Here is a 14,170-nt window from a genome sequence, read left to right as displayed (position 1 = left end):
AAAAAAAATAAAACAATGCGTTTTGCCACAGCACTAATCATCACAATGGTCTTCGCCTTCATCCTGCATCAATTTCTTCCCTGGTGGGCCATTGTCCTGGCCGGTTTCCTATCCGGGCTAATCATAAAAAGCAAGCCTTTTGAAATTTTCCTGGCGGCTTTTCTTGGAGGACTATTCCTGTGGGGAGGTATGTCCTTATGGATCAATTCCGGAAACGAAGGCATTTTGGCGGCACGGATCGGGCAGCTTTTTGGAGGCATCGGAGCAACGGGGATTTTAGCCTTTACCGCTTTGTTCGGAGGGATGTTTGCCGGTCTGGGTGGTTTGACCGGGCGGTTGCTGATCCGCTTCATTTCAGCACTGAAGGCGGAGAAGGTTTAGATATCTATCGCCGTTTAACAAAAGATTCTTTAAACAAATTGACCTGTTTTTGGGAAGACACTGCATTTCAAGCCGGGGTAAGGCGATGGCAACTATGTCACAATTCAGGTTTCAAAAGTAAGGACCTCAATAGCTTCGCCCCACATAAAGATGGACATGCCTTCTTTAGCCTTTTTCGCCGTAATATGAACTTTCTTGCCTTCAGTTTTGAGTTGGTTCGGCATGTTGACCGGGCGCCATTCGTTGCCTTTGTCATCAACGATGCCCCAAAAACCGGTGCCGATATTTTGGTAAACTACTTCGCCTTTAATATGGAGCGCTTTCATGTCGGATTGTTTTTGTCAGGTGGTAGGATTTGGTTGAGTTTATCTTCGAACCCTGAAATTAATCTGGACTGGTTGGTCAGGGTTTGTTTTAGCATAAACATCTCTTCAGCCAGGTAGTTATTGATGTTATTGGGTGAGGGTAAAAACGGGCTTATTTTGGCCCGGACGTACCATATCTCTCGAATCTCTCCTAAGTTTAGGGTATGTTCAGGATAAAAATTATTGTCGGAACACAAAACGACCTGGTTCTCGTCTTTCATCACCGATTTAATGCGCCTCACCATCACCTCTGCCCGGGTAATGATGACATAAACGTAATTGGTTTTAATGGAAGAAACCCAAAGGGTTGGATCGAGGAAACTGCAAACCACTTTATCTCCTTCAAAAAGTGTAGGTTCCATATGGTCACCGGCCACATCAAAAGAGCGGTGAGTTCCTACTTTGTATTTGTAATCGGGAAGAGAAAAAGTGGGAAGGTCTTTGGTAAAAGCCGGATCACCCGGTTCATTGGCATATCCCGGCTGGGCAGGAATAGGCACATGCAAAATCTTTTCGTCGTCATTGCTGTCGGTGACGATGGTGAGTACGCGAAAATCCTTATGGCTCTCTTCACTCATGAACAAAGGCCCCTCTCCGGTAAATAAATAAATAGGATTGATCTTGTAAAGCACGATAGCCTTGCGGAGTAATTCAATCGTCACATCACGCCTGCCTTTCATTATTTCGCTTAAACTTTGAGGCAGATAATCCAGCATGATAGCAAACTGACGGCTCGATTTGATACGATTGTCCTCCCTGAGTTTGTTGTGGCACTTAATAAACCGTTGGGTGACAATACTATTCATATACTCGTTGGTTTTGTGATGATTGCTTACAAAGATAAGCAATTGATTTTTATTCCGTAACCTTGTTGCGTTAATTTATTCAAATAAGTGATAAGTTGCCAAGGAATGGTCTGATTTATAGCGGAAGACGGAAGAATGTTAACCTAAGTTAAGTAATTTCTTCCGTCTCTCAGCTACTGTCCTTTAAAAACTATTTACAATGGCTACAAAATCTTCCGCATTCAGTGCTGCACCACCGATAAGTCCGCCGTCCACATCCGGTTGACTGAACAGTTCTTTGGCGTTGGAAGGCTTACAACTGCCTCCATAAAGAATGCTGGTGGCCTCGGCAATGGCAGCTCCGTATTGGTCGGCAATGAGCTTGCGGATGGCATGGTGCATATCCTGAGCCTGCTGGGAGGAAGCGGTCAGTCCTGTTCCAATAGCCCATATCGGCTCGTAGGCGATGACAAGTTTTGAGAATTCTTTTTCGGATAAATGGAAGAGGCTGTTTTCCAATTGTTTGGCTACATAACTTTCGTGGGTTCCCGCTTCGCGAATGGCCTTATTTTCACCGCAGCAAAAGATGGGGGTTAGACCACCTTCCAGACAGGCATCTACCTTTTTGGCCAGGAAAGCATCGTCTTCACCGAAATATTCTCTTCTTTCCGAATGGCCTATGATAACGTATTTTACCCCAACCGAAGCCAGCATGGGGATGGAAATTTCCCCTGTAAAAGCTCCACTTTTTTCGTTGTGGCAATTTTGAGCAGCCAGTTTAAGGGTTTTGTCCTTTTTGATGATCTTGCCAACAGCCCTCAAATGAATAAAAGGTGTTCCTAAAATGGTGATTACATCTTTGGAACGTTTTAGTTTTTTGACTGCTTTAGCCAATTCCTTTCCTTCTTTGAAGGAATTATTCATTTTCCAGTTACCGGCGACGATGTGTTTTCGTGTCATTTTTTTCTTGTTTTTTATTTGCCCCGAAAGGTACAAAATATGCGGATTAAAGGAATATTATACTCTGACAAAATCCCGAAATTCAAAAGATTTAGGAAATGAGTTTTTCAATTTTAATGCGGGCATCCACAGCCGTCAGATCATCCCCTTTGCCAATAATGGGGTTGATATCCATTTCAACGATTTCCGGAGCGGTATGCACGAGAGCCGACACCCCCTGGATAATATCCATAATGGCTTCTTCATTGACGCCCGTTTTTCCTCTGACGCCTTTGATCAGGGGATAGCCTTTCAGTTTGTGAACCATCCTTTTGGCCGTTGCCCTGCCGATCGGGGCAAGGCCCGCTTTGACGTCTTTGAAAATTTCCACAAATATGCCCCCAATGCCAAAAAGGATAATATGGCCAAAAGACGATTCGTGTTTTGCCCCGATAAACAGTTCCACCCCGGTGAGCATGGGCTGAATCTGCACCCCGGTAGCTCCTTCAATATTTATCATGTGGTGAAATTCCTTCACCGCCAATTCTTCTGTATAAATATTTAGCGCCACGCCTCCCGTATCTGATTTGTGAATAGGACCTATCACTTTAATTGCCAGCGGAAATCCAAGAGCCTTCACTGCTTTTATCGTTTCTGCTTCGGTAGTGACCAGATACTCCGGTGCGACATGGATATTTATAGTTTGAAGCAATTCTTTTACTTTGTCAAGGGGCATAAACCCATCACTCACCTCATCGATTATTTTGCGGATATGCTTTTCATCGATCTCAATACTTATTTCAGGCGCCACCAAAGGGGACGGGGTGTAAAAAACTTCCGCCAAAGCCCTGCCCAGGGAAACTTCGTCCGGGAAGTTGACGTGTCCTTTGGAAAGGAAATATTGGATTTCATTTTTGGCATTAATGAGGGAAGGCAGGATGGGATAGATCGGTTTTTTGCATACAGCGAGTTTAACATTCAACACCTTGTAAACATTCTCCACATCAAAAAGGCCGGCGCTGCCAAACAACACGATCATCGCATCAATATGTTCGAAAAGGTGTTCGCAATAATCAATAATGATGCCCAACTGCTCGGCATTGCCGGTAGCGAGGAAATCTATAGGATTGCTAACGGATGAACCGGGAGCCAGGTAGGTTTTTAGTTCCTCTGCATGCGGGCCTTCGATCAGGGGCACCTTCAGTCCGCCCTGGGAAAGGGCATCTGTCAGCATGACGGCCGATCCTCCGGCATGGGTGATGACGGCGATATTTTTGCCTTCCAGTTTTTTGTAGGAAAAAATGGAAGCTACCGTAATCAATTCTTCCCGGCTGCTGCAATACACCACGCCTGCCTTGCGGAACAAGGCCCGGACGGCAACATCAGAGTTGGCCATGGCACCGGTATGGGAGGCCGTAGCTCTTTTCCCGTCATCCGTCGCACCGGATTTGATGGCAGCGATTTTACATCCCTTGCTCACCAGTGAGATGGCATGTTTTAGCAATTTAGCCGGGTTGGAGATATTTTCCAGGTACAAAAGTTTGATCCGTGAACTACTTTCGGGATCAAAATTATCATCCATATATTCAAGGACATCTTCGACATTGGTGTGAGCCGAATTCCCAACGGTGAATACGTTGGCAAAACGAAGCCCGCGGGGAATGCCGGCCTCGATGATAAAAAGTGCGGTGGAACCGGAAGCAGAGATGAAGTCACAGCCGTCCCGGTGAAAAACAGGAATAGGCGGGGTGAAAACGCCTGAATAATTTTCGGTGATGACCCCTATACAATTGGGACCAAAGAGACACCCCCCGGTTTCATTGACCACCTCGGCAAGTTGTTTTTCCACAATCTTGCCTTCGGGATACACTTCGCCAAAACCGGCGGAAATGATAATAAAGGCCTTTGTATTTCTGTTCCTGGCCAGGAAGGTGACGGTTTCCAGGCAGAATTTGGCAGGAACCGACAAAATAGCCAGGTCCACATCCGGCAAATCTTCAATGGAAGGAACTGCCTCAACCCCCTGCACAATTCTGCTTTTGGGGTTGACGACATGCAGGGTTCCCTTGAATTTTCCGTCGAGCAGATTTTGAATGATTCTGCCTCCGGGTTTGTGTAAATGGTTGGAGCCCCCTACCACGACGATACTCTTTGGGGCGATTATATGGTTGTTGATCATTGTTGTAAAAATTATAAAAGGCAAAGGTATTAAACTCAAGGGTAATTTCCCCCCATTTTCCGACTCCAAAAGAATCTTCTTGCAAAAGATTACTCTTAATAATATGTATGCGAAATTTATACGATGTTTCTACTTTAAAAGCTTGATTTTTGTTTTATTTACGGTTATCTTGCGGGCTTAAATTTTTGACGATATAACTACGACAAATGAGCAACAAATTAGATGAGACTGATCTCAGAATACTTAAGATTCTGCAGGAAAGCAGCAAGATAACAAACCTGGATCTTTCCAAGAAAATCGGGTTATCTCCTGCACCAACCCTTGAACGTGTCAGAAAGCTAGAACAATCAGGTGTTATCGACAGCTACCACGCCGTTGTCAGCCCCAACAGCATCGGTTTGAGCGTGATGACTTTTGTTCTCGTTTCTCTTGCCTGGCAAAAAGAAAATGCCTTAAATCATTTTCTTGAAAAGATCAAAGAGATTGATGAAATAACAGAATGTTACATCATTACCGGGGAGGCCGACTTTTTGATCAAAATTGTATGTGCGGATATTCCGACCTACGAAAAATTGCTTTTCAAAACGCTTTCTCAAATTGAAGAAATTGAACGTTTAAAAACCTTAATGACGCTGTCTACTGTGAAGAACAGTAAAATTTTGCCATTCAAGTACGAATAAACGGAATTTGAAAAAAAAGAATTGTTTGCTGTGGCGAATCGAATCGGACTTGCCCGGGCCTTCCTGGCTTTTCGGTACGATGCACATCAAAGATGCCAAAGCTTTTGGTTTGCTGGATACCCTGTATCAGAAAATTGACCAATGTGAAGCCTTTGCCACGGAACTCAATCTAGATGAAATGAGAAGCGGAGGAACAGCCCCGATTCAATTACAACCTGTTCTTCCGCTTATCCTCCTCCTTCCTGTTAAGGTTTACCAAAAATTAAGACGTATTCTGAAAAAGGCCCTGAAACTGGAACTGGAACGATTGACCTTCATGCATCCGATGATAATCATGAATATCATTTCGGAAGCTATCCTTTCCAATGAAATGCCTGTTTTCCTGGACGACCAATTGTGGCAATACGCCACCTCCGTGGATAAAAAACGGTTTGGCATTGAGACCATAGAGGAACAAATCAACATTATGCAACAACTGCCCCTTGAGGATCACCTGGAAAACCTTAAGAAGATCGCCAAAAACTATTCCCGGTTTAGGAAAAGCTTGTTGAAGTTGCTCGATTATTATGAAAAGGGGAACCTGAAACTCCTTCATAAATCAGCCCTCAAGGGAGCCGGAAACCGAAAGGAAGTAATGGTTTTCAGTCGCAACCGGATTATGGCCGACAGGATCGATGAATTGATCCGGCAACAAAATACCGTTTTTTGTGCCATTGGAGCCGGACATCTGGGAGGTGAACAGGGGGTCTTACGGTTGTTAAAACAAAAAGGCTACCGTTTAAAGCCCGTTGCCTGAGGGGATTCTATTGTAATAATAATGAAGTGGATAGGGAGGAAATCTTAATTATTAAGTTTAACCAATAGCCCGGTAACGTTTAAAAAGTGCCAGCGGCCGGCCATAAAATTTAGAGGACGTTTCATAAATCAAAACCATTTTATGGAATTATTTTCTTAATATTGCAGGGAATTGGTTCCGTATAAAGACTGATATTTTTACAACTGGACTATCTATAAAAATTATATCACATTACACTCCTTATGAAAAGATTTTTTTTACACCTGGTTATTTTCAACTTAAGCATTTGGTTTTTTAATACCGCTTCTGGCCAGTCGAATTTTTATAATGTTGACGAAATCCAGAATGTGAGCATTAGCTTTAAAGCATCAAACTGGAGGTACATCCTCGATTCCCTTCGATACAACGGGGAAGAGTTGTTGCCTGCAGATCTTAATATTAACGGGAAAGTTTACAAACAGGCTGGCGTTCGGTATCGTGATGCCAGATCATTTACGCCAGGAGGCCGGCGTAACGGGCTGTTTGTCCAACTTTCTACCGTCGATAAAAACCTTACTTACGAAGGTGTAAAAGCATTGGATTTATCCAGTGCATTGAGAGATCCCAGTATGGTTCGCGAGGTGGCAGGTTATGAAATCGCAAGGGATTATATGATCGCACCTCAGGCCAATTATGCAAAAGTGAATATCAATGATGAGTATTATGGCCTTTTCGTCAACGTTGAAGTAGTCGATGCCACTTTTGTGGAAAATCACTTTGGGCCTAATGCAAAAGGACTTTTTTACAGTGATCCCAATGCAGGCGAAAAAGAAACCGATGGCTGTCAGAGCAAATATTTTGGTACCCTGCGCCATGACAATAATGCTGATTGTTTTGACCAGAATTTTGTTAAAATTTTCGGTAATTGGAGTGATTTGTATATGTTGACCGATGTTTTGAACAATAAGAAAGAAAATATTGCCGGTTTACTGGATGTTGATCAGACCTTATGGATGCTGGCTTTCAATAACGTTCTGTTGAATCTTTACAGTTATACAGGAAAAGGAAGTCCCAATTATTACCTGGTGAAAAATGCTAAAGATCGTTTTGTTCCGGTTTTGGGGGATATGAACCTGGCCTTCGGGAGTTTTAAAAATACAGGAGTGGGCTCAGATCTCACTACGCTGGAATTGATGAACCTGGACCCTCTGTTGCACGTCGATTCCCAGATGAAACCACTTATTAGTTCCTTGCTTGCCAATGAGGAAAATAAAAAATTGTATTTTTCGCATTGTCGCGCCATAATCGAGGATCATCTGGATAAATCTTTATTCAGAAAACGGGTGAAAGATCTTCAGAAATTTATTTTTACTGACCTGGTCAACGACCGCAACCGTTATTACAGCACGGGTGATTTTTCCAAAAGCATAGACGCTACCATAGGAAAGAGAAGCCGCATTCCTGGTGTGGCCAATATTATGGAAGATCGGGTGACATTTTTGAAGAGCAATCCTAATTTCACCATTCTTCCACCTGCTATCGGCGATGTGACCCTTTCGGGTAGGGAGAAATTTTCACAAAAGCGAGTGACGGATTTTAGAATACAGGCGGTGCTGGATCAGTATACCAAAAAAGTCTTCCTGTATTACAGGTTTAATGAAAAGGACGAATGGAAGATGGTGGAAATGGCTGATGATGGAAAAAGTGATGACGGTGTCGCCAATGATCACATATACGGTGTGGTGATCTCTCCGAAAAACGGAGTGGATGGTATAGAATTTTATATTAAAGCAGAAAATGCAAAAGCTTTAAGTTTCAGCCCCCAGAATTATACTCGGGAATTGCACTCTAGTTCACTTTCTGAGTTAAATCAATAGGTTCATTATGATAAAGAGGGCTTTCTTACTATTTGCTATTTGCTGGACAACGAGCCTTTGTGCTCAGGATATTTACGATGTAAAAACCATCCAGGAAGTCAAATTGTATTTTGCGGAAGGCAACTGGGATGTTCTGCTCGACTCCCTGAAACAGGCTGGAAATGATCATAGGCTGGTGGGAACGGCCGTGATCAATGGAAAACGCTACGAAAAAGCCGGCATTCGTTATAAGGGCAACAGTTCTTATTTTAATGTTCGTCAGACGGGGTCTCCGAAATTACCTTTAAATATTAAGGTGGATTTTGTGGAGAAAGGACAAGAATTGCCAGGAGGATACACCACCCTTAAATTATCTAATATTTTCAGGGATCCCAGCTACATTCGCGAAGTGTTGGCCTATGAAATTGTGGGTAAATACATGCCGGCTCCTAAAGCTAATTTTGCAAAGGTCTATGTGAACGATGAATACTTGGGGATATACAATAATACGGAATCTATTGACGAAAAATTTCTAAAGACCTATTACAGTGAGGATGACGGAAACCTGATCAAATGTGATCCGAACTGGCATGGTAAAGTTCAATCCTCCTGTCCTCCTGGTGATAATGCTTCGCTGATGTACCTTGGACAGGATTCTACCTGTTATATGCACCTTTATGAATTGAAGGATAAAAATGGTTGGAAAGACATTATTTACCTTGCAGATATCCTGAATAATTCACCGGAAAAAATAGAGGACATTCTGGATGTTGACCAAACATTATGGATGCACGCTTTCAATAACCTGACCGTGAATCTGGACAGTTATTTAGGGCGGTTGTGCCACAATTATTATCTTTACAGGGATACTTTAGGCATTTTCCATCCCTTGATGTGGGATATGAATTTGTGTTTTGGCGGTTTTCGTTACCTAGGAACTGGCGCTCCGTTATCCAACGACAAAATGCAGACCATGAGTCCGTTTGTTCACTATAAGGAGCAGAATGAAAAACGTCCCCTCATCACCCAATTATTGACCGACAACCTCTATCGTAAAATCTATGCAGCCCATTTGAAGACTATGCTGGAAGAAAATTTTTCCAATGGGGCTTATTTGGATCGTGGAAGGGAAATACAGGCATTGATCAGTGAACATGTAAAGGCTGAAGCCAATAAATTATATACCCTTGAAGGGTTTGAGACCAACCTCATGGTTTCTGCGAAAGCGGAAAAATCAATGATCATTGGTATCGCCGAATTAATGGCCCCCAGGGTGCAATACCTCGAAAATCACGGTATGCTCAACCTGCCCCAGCCTTTGATCAGCGAAGTGACGGCCCTCGATTTCAAGGACTTTGTGGCTGTTTCCGCCAACATTCAGCATACGGAAAAAGCCTGGCTGTATTATCGTCACGGTACCTTCAGTAATTTCAAAAGAATCGAAATGTTCGATGATGGAGGACACAATGACCAGGTCATGGGAGATAACATCTGGGGGGCTACCGTAGAAAGTGGCAAAAATCTTCAGTATTATATTGTTGCAGAAGGGAACGCCACCGCTTCACTTTCTCCGGAAAGAGCTTCCTTTGAATTTTATGAATTAGGGGAAGAGGAGTAAGATGACTCCTCTTGTTCAGAGGAAATCTTTTGTTTGATTTTTTTTCGCAAATCCGGTTTTAGCTTTATGAAAGCTATCATTACGCTTATTTTCCTGCTAAATGTGCTTTTCCTCAAGGCCCAGTTTTGGATTGCCGGAGATACCACCGGCCTTACCCAAATCGTTATAAATCAAACCTTTGTCCCTGATTCTGAAGTGACATTTGATATTGATTGTGATGGAATAACAGATTTTGGCTTCAGTTCTTCTTTAGGCACCAATGTGGCCTGGCCATGGGATCGACTTTCCCTTTTTATGGCGGATCATGTTGAGGTGCTTAATTCAGGCATAGGAGCAGTGACCCCCATCGCCGAAGGGGATACTGTTCTTTTTGATGATGCGCTTTGGACCGGACAGCTGGATTTTATTTTCGGAACGGGGGAATTGGGAAATTACGGTCATGAACATATCGCTGAAAAATACCTTTCCTTTCGAAAAAACGGGCTGGATACCTTGTACTGTTTTATCCGATTCTCTAATACAGCGATCATTTTTACCGTACATGAAATATTTTCCTCCTGTAGCGAAAACCCATTGCAGGTAATCACTGCATTAAATATTACAGAAAGAGAAAAAAAATGGATGGTATATCCAAATCCTGCTGGACAATGCCTCAATGTAGTGTCTGAAGAAGCTATAAATATCCGCCTTTTTGACCTTGAATCCAGGGTTTTAATGGCCGGCAACCAGCATAACCTACAATTTGACCTGTCTGGTTTGCCGGCAGGGGTTTATGTGGTCGAAGTGCAGTTTGAAGATGGTACGCGGGAGAGAACGAAAGTTTTCAGGCAATGAGGTTTTTCGAATTAATTGCCATTCCATAAATAATCCCCTATATTGTGAGAACAACCAAAATAGCACACTCATCATGAATAAATCAATAATGAGCCGAACGGATCTTTTGGCCATCGAACGAACCAAACTGGCCAACGAACGTACCTTTCTCGCTTATTTCAGAACCTTTATCGTTTTTTTGAGTTCGGGATTTGCTATTCTTAAAATGGAGCTTTTACAGGAAATCAGAGCCATTGGATTCCTGCTTTTGATCATAGCCCCGCTGCTTCTTGTCATTGGAGCGAGTCGTTTTTTTTATGTAAAATGGCACCTGAAAAAATACTACGACTTTGAGGAGGAGAAACCATGATTTAATGCTCTGAAAGTATGGAAGTCAGACACACCGCCTGCCCGAGAAATTGTTATAGTACCTGTTCCTTCAAAGTTTGGACGGATAAAGGCAGGGTCGTTAAAATCGATCCTCAGCCCCTCAACCGTGCCACCCCCGAAGGCCCGTGTATCAAGGGATTGAGTTATGTAGAAAGAGTCAATTCTGCTGAAAGGATACTTCATCCTTTAAAAAGAACGGAAGCTGGTTTTATTCGGACCAGCTGGGAGGAAGCCTTGTCAGTTATTGCCGAAAAGCTTGAATTTTTCAAAAAACATTACGGCCCTCAAAGTGTACTGTTTTATGCTTCCAGCGGCATGTCGGGCCTCTTGAATGCAGTGGGCTCCGAATTTTGGAAAATGTACGGAGGCGCCACGACGGTTTATGGCAACTTATGCTGGCCGGCAGGGCTTGAGGCTACGCGCCTGACGCTGGGAGAAAATAAGCACAATGCCCCCTGGGACATAGAGCATGCCGGACTCATTATCCTTTGGGGAAAAAACCCTGCGGAAACCAACATCCAGCAAATGATGCCCATCCGCAAGGCGCAGGAAAAGGGCGCCAAACTCATCGTCATCGATCCCCGGTTCACCCCTTCGGCCCAACAGGCGGATCTTTTGGTACAACCCATCCCCGGAACCGATGCGCTGCTGGCACTCGCCCTGGCAAAAATATTGATCGAAAAGGACCAGGTGGATGTCCTATTTATTGAAAAATACGTTTTGGGTTTCGAGTTGTTCAGGGAGGAAGTGTCTAAGGTAAACCTTGAGGAAGCTTCCCGGATTTGCGGTGTGCCCGTTGCTTTCATGGAACAAATAGCCGACGAAATAGCCCATGCCGGCCCAATGACCCTCGTGGTAGGATACGGAATGCAACGCTATAGCAATGGGGGACAGACCATCCGGTGTTTGTTAGCACTTTCCGTGATCACGGGAAACATTGGTAAACCCGGTGCCTGCTGGCATTACGCCGACCTCCAGGGAGATATTTTCAGCCAGGTAAAGGAACCGGAAAGTTATTATCCTCCCGATAAACCCGATGGTATTTTCAGGCGGACCGTTTCTACGGCAAGGCTGGGAGAGGATATGATGAAATTAGAGGCCCCGCAACTTAAAATGGCCTGGGTGGAAAGGGGGAATCCTTTGACCCAAAATCCCGACAGCCATAAAATTATAGAGGCTTTCCGCCAGCTGGAATTTCGCGTGGTAGTGGAACAGTTTTTGACAGACACAGCCCGGGAAGCGGACATCATCCTGCCGGCGAAGACCATGTTTGAACAAACGGACATTATTTCTTCTTATTGGAATCCATACATACAGTTAAGACCCAAAGTGATCGAACCCCTGGGAGAGGTGAAACCGGAGACAGAAATTTATTACCTGTTGGCTAAAAAAATGGGTTTTCCGGAGGAAGCCATCGAAAAACACCTTCCGAAACCGGAGGATGAAGCCATTGAAGCCTGGCTTACCGAACAATTAAAACCTTTTCCCGGACTCTCGCTTGATCAACTGAAAGAGGGGCCCGTTTTGGCTCCCGGGTTACAGGAAATCGCCTTTGAGGATTTTAAATTCAATACGCCTTCGGGGAAAATTGAATTGTATTCGGAAAGGGCTGCTGCCCAATGGAGGGTTTCGCCTTTGCCCACCTACGAACCGCTGATCGAGGGCCAACAAAAAAGTCCGCAAAAATATTCCTATAACCTGCTGTCGCCCAATACAAAAAACCGCATTCATTCGCAATTCGGGAACCTGCAGGTGATCCGGGCCATTGCCCCTGAACCTTATGCGACCATAAGCCTGACGGATGCCCTGAAAAAAGGGTTGCGGGAGGGCGACTGGATAAAGGTTTTTAATGACCGCGGATCCCTGGTCATTAAAACAAAGATCGCTCCCCGGTTGAGGCCGGGTTGCATCGTGATTTACAACGGTTACTGGCACCAGGAAAATGCGTGCCCGAACAGCCTGTCCAAAGGGCGGGAAACAGATATGGGTTTTGGAACCGCCTTTCACGATAATATGGTGGAATATGAAAAAACCGTTGCCCCATGACCAAGAACATTTTCGTATTTGACCAAAATAAATGTGTGGGGTGCAGCGCCTGCTCTGTAGCCTGCATCAATGAAAATGCCGGGGAATCTTCCATCCCCTGGCGGAATATCTATCCCGGTTCCGGGAAGCAGCCTGACCTTCCGTTGTTTTATCTATCCATGTCCTGCAATCATTGTGATGATGCCCCTTGCATGAAGGGATGTCCTGCACTGGCCTATTCCAGGGATGATATTACGGGAGCCGTGCTTCACCATGCCGACAAATGCATCGGTTGCCAGTATTGCACCTGGACTTGTCCTTTTGATGCGCCTAAATACAGTCCGGAAAAGGGTGTTGTAGAAAAATGTACCTTTTGCAACCACCGGATAAAGGAAGGATTAAAACCCGCCTGTGCTGAATTGTGCCCGGTGGGTGCCCTGGATTTTGAGCAGGTTGACTTTACACGGGAAGCATCACGCCTGTCCAGTCCGGTACCGGTGGACGTAGGGTCCAGGATTAAAATCATTCCGCTTCAAAAAAAGGAAGGCCCTGTTTTGGATACGTCTTTATTTTTTGAGAATGGTTTTGAGCCGGCAGTTGCCGAAGTAGTGGTGCCTAAAATATCGGCGAAAAAAGAATGGCCGCTTTTGATTTTCACCTTACTCGTCACTGTTATGGTGAGTGTTTACAGTGCTGGGTTGACCAGGCAGTTTACGTTGGAGGAAAAACTTGTTTTTATCTCCTTCGGGGTGCTGGCTGCTTTTTTCAGCACTTTGCACCTTGGTAAAAAATGGCGGGCCTGGCGGGCCATTTTGAATGTACGCAATTCCTGGCTGAGCAGAGAAATCCTGTTTTTTGGATTGTTCATCGGGGGCGTTTTCGTCGATTTATTGATGGTTGACGTGCCGGACCTCGTCGTAATTATATTGGGAATCGGGTTATTGATGAGCATCGATATGTTGTACAGGGTGGCTACCTGGGGATGGAAAATAAAGATCCACAGCGCACAGGTTATCTTCATAGGATTGTCCTTGTATTTTTTGCTTGTCGGGCAGCTTGAAGCCTTTGCGGTTATTGGCCTGGGGCGTATTTTTTTGTATCTTTATAGAAAGAGGTCGGTAAGCGAATTGAGGTTTGTTTTCACCTGGTTGAGGCCCATGATTTTGGTCGTTGCCATCTTTACCGGTTTTTGGGAGGAAGGATGGGTTCCTGTTTTTATTTTTGCAATAGGAGAAATGTTGGACAGGATTGAATTTTACAATGAGTTGAATGTGTCCCATCCGCAAACTGAATTGAAAAAGTACATTTAGAGGGGAACTCCAATTTACCCTTTTTCAATAAATGCGTTCTTCCAAAAAAGGTGA

At 44.2% G+C, this 14,170-nt stretch carries 13 protein-coding genes; 9 read left to right on the top strand and 4 right to left on the bottom strand.

The features are described 5' to 3' along the window. Positions 1-15 precede the first annotated feature (15 nt). Positions 16-381, top strand: a complete 366-nt coding sequence (locus H6571_19090) for a hypothetical protein (GenBank protein ID MCB9325852.1) — start codon at positions 16-18, stop codon at positions 379-381. Positions 382-485: 104 nt separating this feature from the next. On the opposite strand, the gene H6571_19085 is transcribed toward H6571_19090, so the two are convergent. From H6571_19085 to H6571_19070, 4 genes are all read right to left on the bottom strand, one after another. Continuing rightward, positions 486-707 carry a hypothetical protein gene (locus tag H6571_19085; GenBank protein MCB9325851.1) on the bottom strand — a complete coding sequence of 74 codons (222 nt, stop codon included), beginning with the start codon at positions 705-707 and terminating at the stop codon, positions 486-488. Continuing rightward, positions 704-1,552, bottom strand: a complete 849-nt coding sequence (locus H6571_19080; protein ID MCB9325850.1) for a peptidase S24 — start codon at positions 1,550-1,552, stop codon at positions 704-706. The genes H6571_19085 and H6571_19080 overlap by 4 nt, the downstream gene beginning before the upstream one ends. A gap of 183 nt (positions 1,553-1,735) precedes the next feature. After that, positions 1,736-2,491, bottom strand: a complete 756-nt coding sequence (locus H6571_19075) for a triose-phosphate isomerase (GenBank protein ID MCB9325849.1) — start codon at positions 2,489-2,491, stop codon at positions 1,736-1,738. A gap of 91 nt (positions 2,492-2,582) precedes the next feature. After that, complete coding sequence (locus H6571_19070; protein MCB9325848.1) at positions 2,583-4,649, bottom strand: acetate--CoA ligase family protein; 2,067 nt, start codon at positions 4,647-4,649, stop codon at positions 2,583-2,585. A 206-nt stretch (positions 4,650-4,855) separates the two neighbouring features. On the opposite strand from H6571_19070, the gene H6571_19065 reads away from it, so the two are divergent. From H6571_19065 to H6571_19030, 8 genes are all read left to right on the top strand, one after another. After that, positions 4,856-5,329: an Lrp/AsnC family transcriptional regulator gene (locus H6571_19065; protein MCB9325847.1), complete on the top strand. Its 474-nt coding sequence runs from the start codon at positions 4,856-4,858 to the stop codon at positions 5,327-5,329. Positions 5,330-5,354: 25 nt separating this feature from the next. Next, the gene (locus H6571_19060) at positions 5,355-6,125 is read left to right on the top strand and encodes a TraB/GumN family protein (GenBank protein MCB9325846.1); all 771 of its coding nucleotides are present in this window, start codon (positions 5,355-5,357) and stop codon (positions 6,123-6,125) included. Between the two features lie 242 nt (positions 6,126-6,367). Further along, positions 6,368-7,981, top strand: coding sequence for a CotH kinase family protein (locus tag H6571_19055; protein ID MCB9325845.1), 1,614 nt, complete (start codon positions 6,368-6,370; stop codon positions 7,979-7,981). Positions 7,982-7,988: 7 nt separating this feature from the next. Next, positions 7,989-9,578 (top strand): CotH kinase family protein, encoded by a 1,590-nt coding sequence (locus tag H6571_19050; GenBank protein MCB9325844.1) that lies wholly within the window; start codon positions 7,989-7,991, stop codon positions 9,576-9,578. 66 nt (positions 9,579-9,644) lie between these two features. Then, positions 9,645-10,412 carry a T9SS type A sorting domain-containing protein gene (locus tag H6571_19045; protein ID MCB9325843.1) on the top strand — a complete coding sequence of 256 codons (768 nt, stop codon included), beginning with the start codon at positions 9,645-9,647 and terminating at the stop codon, positions 10,410-10,412. A gap of 73 nt (positions 10,413-10,485) precedes the next feature. Continuing rightward, positions 10,486-10,761 (top strand): DUF202 domain-containing protein, encoded by a 276-nt coding sequence (locus H6571_19040; protein MCB9325842.1) that lies wholly within the window; start codon positions 10,486-10,488, stop codon positions 10,759-10,761. A gap of 17 nt (positions 10,762-10,778) precedes the next feature. Then, a complete protein-coding gene (locus tag H6571_19035) occupies positions 10,779-12,827 on the top strand; it encodes a molybdopterin-dependent oxidoreductase (protein ID MCB9325841.1) in 2,049 nt (682 codons plus the stop codon). Continuing rightward, positions 12,824-14,116 (top strand): 4Fe-4S binding protein, encoded by a 1,293-nt coding sequence (locus H6571_19030; protein MCB9325840.1) that lies wholly within the window; start codon positions 12,824-12,826, stop codon positions 14,114-14,116. The genes H6571_19035 and H6571_19030 overlap by 4 nt, the downstream gene beginning before the upstream one ends. The last annotated feature ends 54 nt before the right edge of the window (positions 14,117-14,170 follow it).

The sequence above is a fragment of the Lewinellaceae bacterium genome (assembly GCA_020636105.1).
Classification (GTDB): Bacteria; Bacteroidota; Bacteroidia; order Chitinophagales; family Saprospiraceae; genus BCD1.
Note: the sequence above shows the minus strand (reverse complement) of the source record. Positions and strands in the feature narration are given on the sequence as shown.

Excerpts from the sequence above, each read along its gene's own strand:
- H6571_19085 (MCB9325851.1), bottom strand. The coding sequence starts at position 707 with ATGAAAGCGCTCCATATTAAAGGCGAAGTAGTTTACCAAAATATCGGC.
- H6571_19050 (MCB9325844.1), top strand. The coding sequence starts at position 7,989 with ATGATAAAGAGGGCTTTCTTACTATTTGCTATTTGCTGGACAACGAGC.
- H6571_19090 (MCB9325852.1), top strand. The coding sequence starts at position 16 with ATGCGTTTTGCCACAGCACTAATCATCACAATGGTCTTCGCCTTCATC.
- H6571_19030 (MCB9325840.1), top strand. The coding sequence starts at position 12,824 with ATGACCAAGAACATTTTCGTATTTGACCAAAATAAATGTGTGGGGTGC.
- H6571_19035 (MCB9325841.1), top strand. The coding sequence starts at position 10,779 with ATGGAAGTCAGACACACCGCCTGCCCGAGAAATTGTTATAGTACCTGT.
- H6571_19080 (MCB9325850.1), bottom strand. The coding sequence starts at position 1,552 with ATGAATAGTATTGTCACCCAACGGTTTATTAAGTGCCACAACAAACTC.
- H6571_19070 (MCB9325848.1), bottom strand. The coding sequence starts at position 4,649 with ATGATCAACAACCATATAATCGCCCCAAAGAGTATCGTCGTGGTAGGG.
- H6571_19075 (MCB9325849.1), bottom strand. The coding sequence starts at position 2,491 with ATGACACGAAAACACATCGTCGCCGGTAACTGGAAAATGAATAATTCC.
- H6571_19055 (MCB9325845.1), top strand. The coding sequence starts at position 6,368 with ATGAAAAGATTTTTTTTACACCTGGTTATTTTCAACTTAAGCATTTGG.
- H6571_19045 (MCB9325843.1), top strand. The coding sequence starts at position 9,645 with ATGAAAGCTATCATTACGCTTATTTTCCTGCTAAATGTGCTTTTCCTC.
- H6571_19040 (MCB9325842.1), top strand. The coding sequence starts at position 10,486 with ATGAATAAATCAATAATGAGCCGAACGGATCTTTTGGCCATCGAACGA.
- H6571_19065 (MCB9325847.1), top strand. The coding sequence starts at position 4,856 with ATGAGCAACAAATTAGATGAGACTGATCTCAGAATACTTAAGATTCTG.